This is a genomic window from Legionella maioricensis (assembly GCF_023618015.1).
GTDB classification, from domain to species: domain Bacteria; phylum Pseudomonadota; class Gammaproteobacteria; order Legionellales; family Legionellaceae; genus Legionella; species Legionella maioricensis.
On record NZ_JAJKBJ010000051.1, the window covers coordinates 1 to 4,801 of the forward strand.

Consider the following 4,801-nt stretch of genomic DNA (forward strand, 5'->3'; position numbering starts at 1 on the left):
TTTTCTTTGAATTTCCAGTAGGTAAAGGCTCACAAATTTCTTTTTCTGAGCAGCTACAAATCCTCAAATTATATCAACATTCAGATGATTTTCAGTCAACCTGTCAAAAATGGGAGTTGATGAAAAATGAAATTCAAAACTCTCTGTTAAATGAATTTCTTACAGAAACAGGACAATATGAAATAGATTTTAGACCCCCCTATTATATAGCAAAAGAGATTTCATTAAGTGATCTTAATTATGAAATTAAAGAGGATATATTGTGTGTTGATGGGGACTATGATCTCAAGATAAAATTTCATGGGGAAGTACCTGAGAATCTAAAAGAGGAACCTCATGTTAAAGATCGAGTTTTATCTGGCTCATTTGGGATTAAAATTGATCCTAATAAAGTAATTACCATACCTCATTTAAACATAATACAAATTGAAGATGGAGTAGTTTATGCAGGTACTTTGAAACCCTTAGCGAGACTTATTCCTGCTTTCAGAATAAATTAACAATAAGCCTTAATTCATCAAGAACATTTAATTTAAATTCATGAATTGAGTCTATAGACAGTTACTGAAGTTTGGGTCTGGTAAAGATAGATTAGCTAACTTGTCAGATTTAATCTGAAATAAAGGCCAGAAGAATTGTCTCGCCAGTGGTGAGACAATTTTATCCCTTATTCATTATCTAATAGCAGCTCATGCAACTTTTCTTGTAACATTTTTTTATCAGGAAGTTGAATTTGGTACTCCGCAATTAAGGCAGGAGATAGCGTTCTATTTAATGAAAATTCCACAACCTCTTTATCTTTACTCGCACCAAAAACCCAATATTACTGAATACTTCAATGACTCCCTTGATGCTTGCTGCTCATAAAGGGGAGCTTGATATTCTCAAAAAATTGCTTAGCCATAAAGAAATAGACATCTCCTTGCCTGGCCGTTCAGCTTTAATTACAGGACTAACACCATTTATCGCTGCTGCCAAAAATCATCATCTTCCTATCATTAAAGAATTAATGAAATATGAAAATTTGGATATTAACTATTGCTCAGCTGATCTTGAAACTCGCACTGCTTTAGGTATAGCCATAGAAAATGGTGATCTTGATATTGTTCAAGAATTATTAAAACATGACAAAATAAATGTAAATTGTGGAAATAAAGGCGATCGTGATTATCCTTTGCATATGGCTATAAGAACTGGACGCATAGATATCGTTAGTGCATTACTTAATCATAAGGGAATTAATTTAGAGAATGTTAATCAATTCGGCCAAACTCCACTACAGATTGCAACAACGCTTAAAAATGCTTCTATTATTTCAATGCTTCAACAGAAACATCAAGAGCTTGCAATTTCAGAAACCAAAACTCCTCAAATTGAGGTTCCAGCAGCATTTACTGCTTCACACTCAGTTACTTCTCAGATTGCACCATCGATGAACTCTGTTGCACTTGCAGCCACAAATAAAGTAGAGATACTCCCGAATGAGCCTGCGCCACCTAATTCTATAGATCGTGTAACCCAAAATGAATATATAATGAATCCAATAATAGATTTTATTAATACGACTATAGATAAATTAGAAAAATTAGATTCCCCAATACTCGTCAAATCCATTGAGGCAAAAAATAAACTTTATGAGTACAAAGCCGATCTACAAAACAAGGTTAACAGCGGAGAAAACATCGACATTTCAAGTACGTTAGCCGAGGTAAATGATTTAGTACTAGAATTGAAGAAGGCAAATTTGCATGGCCCTCTTTTACGTTTACAGTGGAATATATTTAAGACTTCTAAGGAAGTGGTAGCAAAGACTGAAATCCGTCATGAAGCATCTCTTAATCTCATAAATCAAAAAAATCAAGTTGAAAACCATTTAGATTCCTTAACCTTTTCTAATCAAAATAGTTACATAATGGAACCCATAATTAATTTTATTAAAACAACTTGTGAAAAACTAGAAGGGAGTAGTATAACACCAGAGATAAGGAATATGTTTCAGAGTTATCTCGAAGAAGTGAACGAATATATGATTAAGTGTGGAAATGATACTGTAGATCCCAAAACTACGTACGGTAAACTTAATTTATTAGTTACTCAGGCGACTGGATCACCAAATCCGAATTCTTTTTTTACTCAAAAAAATTCGAATATGTCCCAAGAACTAAATAATGCAATTCAAGAAGCGGAGGCACGTTCCCGGGATTTTTCATCAGATAATAATCTGAAATTTAAGTAAACAGATTCATTGTGACTGTACGGCAAAAAAGCATTGAGTCATTATTTTCGCCCAACCTATTGATTTTATTAGGACTGCTAGCTAACCTTGCTGCCCTTAAGAGGAGCAGGGTTGCTAAATGACACCAGCAAAAGAACTACCGATTGTCATTGAAAAATCACAAGAAGACGTTGATCAGATCATTGCATTGGTACACTCATCAAACTTACCAGAGGGAACAAAACCTTTTGTCATTGGGTGTATTCACCTGGCTTCCTGGATTCCGCGCGCACTGGTCGAGCATAAAATAACCGTATCCAATTTAAAGCGACTTATCTTTGGCAAAGAAGATAAGACCACGAAACAACAAGACAAATCTCCAAAGGCAGAAGAGAATAACGCGGAGGCAGAAGAATCCGAAACCAGCCCTTCAAATGATGAGAGCCATGAGCCCAAAGAATCCACAGGACATGGACGCCTTCCGCATACAGCCTACATCAATGCACAGGAACACACCATTGCCTTAGAGTCCCTAAATGCTGGCCAACTATGCCCACATCACTGTGGTGGCAGGCTTTATTCCATCAACCCAGGTATCCTTATTAATATAAAAGGACAAAATTTAGCATCCGTTGATAAATACTGGATTGAGAAGCTACGCTGCGCTTTATGCAATGAAGTTTTTTCGGCCAATGTTCCACCTCATGTCGATAAAGAAAAATATCATCCAAGCTTCAAAGCCATGCTGGCCTTACAAAAGTACTACATGGCGATGCCTTTTCATCGACAAGAATATTTTCAATCGCTTATTGGTTTCCCCATTCCAGCATCTACCCAATGGCATCTGATGGAAGAACTGGCTGGGTGTGCGTTGTTGGTATTCCCAACGTTAGAGGAACTCGCCGCCAATGGCTTTTTAATTCACAATGATGATACGGTTCTTAGAATCATAGATACGATTCGGCACAACAGACTAAACCCTGATAAAAAACGAACTGGCATGTACACCACAGGAATATTGGCACAAAACGGCGTTCATAAAATAGCACTCTTTTATAACAGCCAACGTCACTCTGGCGAAAACATGGAGCGCCTTCTTAATAAGCGCCATAAGAATAATGGCAAGGTCATCCAAATGTGTGATGCGCTAAGTCATAATATCCCAGAGACCCATGACACTATTGTATGCAACTGCTTGTCCCATGGATTTCGGAAGTTTGACGAGTTACAGGCCTTTTATCCAGAACACTGCATACCCATCATGAAATGGCTTTCAATTCCATTTAAGATAGATGAAGAGTCAAAACAACTGGGGCATGATGAAGAGCAGCGCCTGGCCTACCACCAGAAGCACAGTTTGCCCGCGATGCTTGAGGCTAAAGAATACATGGAGAGTCTTTTGTCTTCCAAACAAGTCGAACCCAATGAGTCCTTAGGCAAAGCTATAAAATACATGCTGAAGCATTGGGAAAAACTCACCCGTTTTTTACAAACTCCCGGTGCGCCCATCCACAATAACGACATGGAACGAGGGTTGAAAATCCCCATCAGAGGCCGTAATACTTGGTTGTTTTATAAATCTGAATACGGTGCTATGGTAGGCGGCGTACTCACGAGTATTATTTATACCTGTGAGTTATCCGGTATTAACCCCTTTGAATACCTAATTGCACTTCAGGTTTACAAAGACCAAATTGTTAAAGAGCCTCAAGCCTGGCTTCCCTGGAATTACGAAAACACGTTGGCTTCATTAGAATCATCACTGGCCACATAAGCCATGGAGCGCCAATCATCTGGAAGGCTTGCTTTTATGGGATGGCCTTGGGCAAGCAGTATCAATAACTCACTGGAACGTAATTGAACTGAAGGACTCAATCCACTAGGCCACCAGGCTAATTTGCCTCGACTGAACCGTTTCTGGCAGAGCCAAAAACCACTCGCATCATACACGAATAGTTTCACTGAGGTTCGCATGCGATTGGTAAAAACAAATACGGTACCGCTGAATGGGTCATCAAGCAGCTTTTGGCGGCATAAGGCTTTTAAGCCATCGATGCCTTTTCTAAAATCAACGGGCTCTACTGCCAATAACAACCGATGTTGTGGGGTAATCTGCAGCATCGTTACCCCAGAAAATCCAACATGAGCTTTGATACCCTACTCATCGGTACTGCATTGATTTTCAGTATACTGCCACAGGGACGATGAAGCTCAACACTACAAGGTGCATCGCTATTCGATAGAAACTCTGAATCAATCCTCGTAGGTTTCCCTTTTACCTCAACAAACTGCAGGCTAGTATTCTGGACAGGTACTAATTTTTTCCTGATTTGGATTGGACTAATCCCTAAATGACTGCCGATTTTCGAAGGCGTATAATCACCCAATAGTCCCTTGACCTGCTCCCATAACTCATCGGGGATTTGCCCGCGCTTTGTTCTTGTGGCTCGCCACTGCCTAAAGGCTTGTGTGACAGTTTCTAGTTTATTGGTGCCTTTTATCATTAAGTCGCCTCCTAAAATCATTGAGGCTATAGGCTAAACAACCGCTCTGTCTTTAGTCACGCACGCTTCCCGAAAGTTCAGG

The 4,801-nt window shown here is 39.1% G+C and carries 4 protein-coding genes and 1 pseudogene; 3 read left to right on the forward strand and 2 right to left on the reverse strand.

Features of this window, described 5'->3' with window-relative positions:
• From LOX96_RS17385 to LOX96_RS17395, 3 genes and pseudogenes are all read left to right on the forward strand, one after another.
• A pseudogene (locus LOX96_RS17385) lies at positions 1-500 on the forward strand (hypothetical protein); the annotation flags it as partial.
• Between the two features lie 338 nt (positions 501-838).
• A complete protein-coding gene (locus LOX96_RS17390; protein ID WP_250424800.1) occupies positions 839-2,236 on the forward strand; it encodes an ankyrin repeat domain-containing protein in 1,398 nt (465 codons plus the stop codon).
• 118 nt (positions 2,237-2,354) lie between these two features.
• On the forward strand, positions 2,355-3,989 hold the full coding sequence (locus LOX96_RS17395) for an IS66 family transposase (RefSeq protein ID WP_250424799.1): 1,635 nt from the start codon (positions 2,355-2,357) through the stop codon (positions 3,987-3,989).
• On the opposite strand, the gene tnpB is transcribed toward LOX96_RS17395, so the two are convergent.
• Positions 3,944-4,336 (reverse strand): IS66 family insertion sequence element accessory protein TnpB, encoded by a 393-nt coding sequence (tnpB, locus tag LOX96_RS17400; RefSeq protein WP_250424797.1) that lies wholly within the window; start codon positions 4,334-4,336, stop codon positions 3,944-3,946. The genes LOX96_RS17395 and tnpB overlap by 46 nt on opposite strands.
• 2 nt (positions 4,337-4,338) lie before the next feature.
• Positions 4,339-4,719, reverse strand: a complete 381-nt coding sequence (locus LOX96_RS17405; protein ID WP_250424795.1) for a hypothetical protein — start codon at positions 4,717-4,719, stop codon at positions 4,339-4,341.
• Positions 4,720-4,801 lie beyond the last annotated feature (82 nt).

Coding starts and splice junctions, on each gene's coding strand:
- LOX96_RS17395 (WP_250424799.1), top strand. CDS start 2,355: ATGACACCAGCAAAAGAACTACCGATTGTCATTGAAAAATCACAAGAA.
- tnpB (WP_250424797.1), bottom strand. CDS start 4,336: ATGCTGCAGATTACCCCACAACATCGGTTGTTATTGGCAGTAGAGCCC.
- LOX96_RS17405 (WP_250424795.1), bottom strand. CDS start 4,719: ATGATAAAAGGCACCAATAAACTAGAAACTGTCACACAAGCCTTTAGG.
- LOX96_RS17390 (WP_250424800.1), top strand. CDS start 839: ATGACTCCCTTGATGCTTGCTGCTCATAAAGGGGAGCTTGATATTCTC.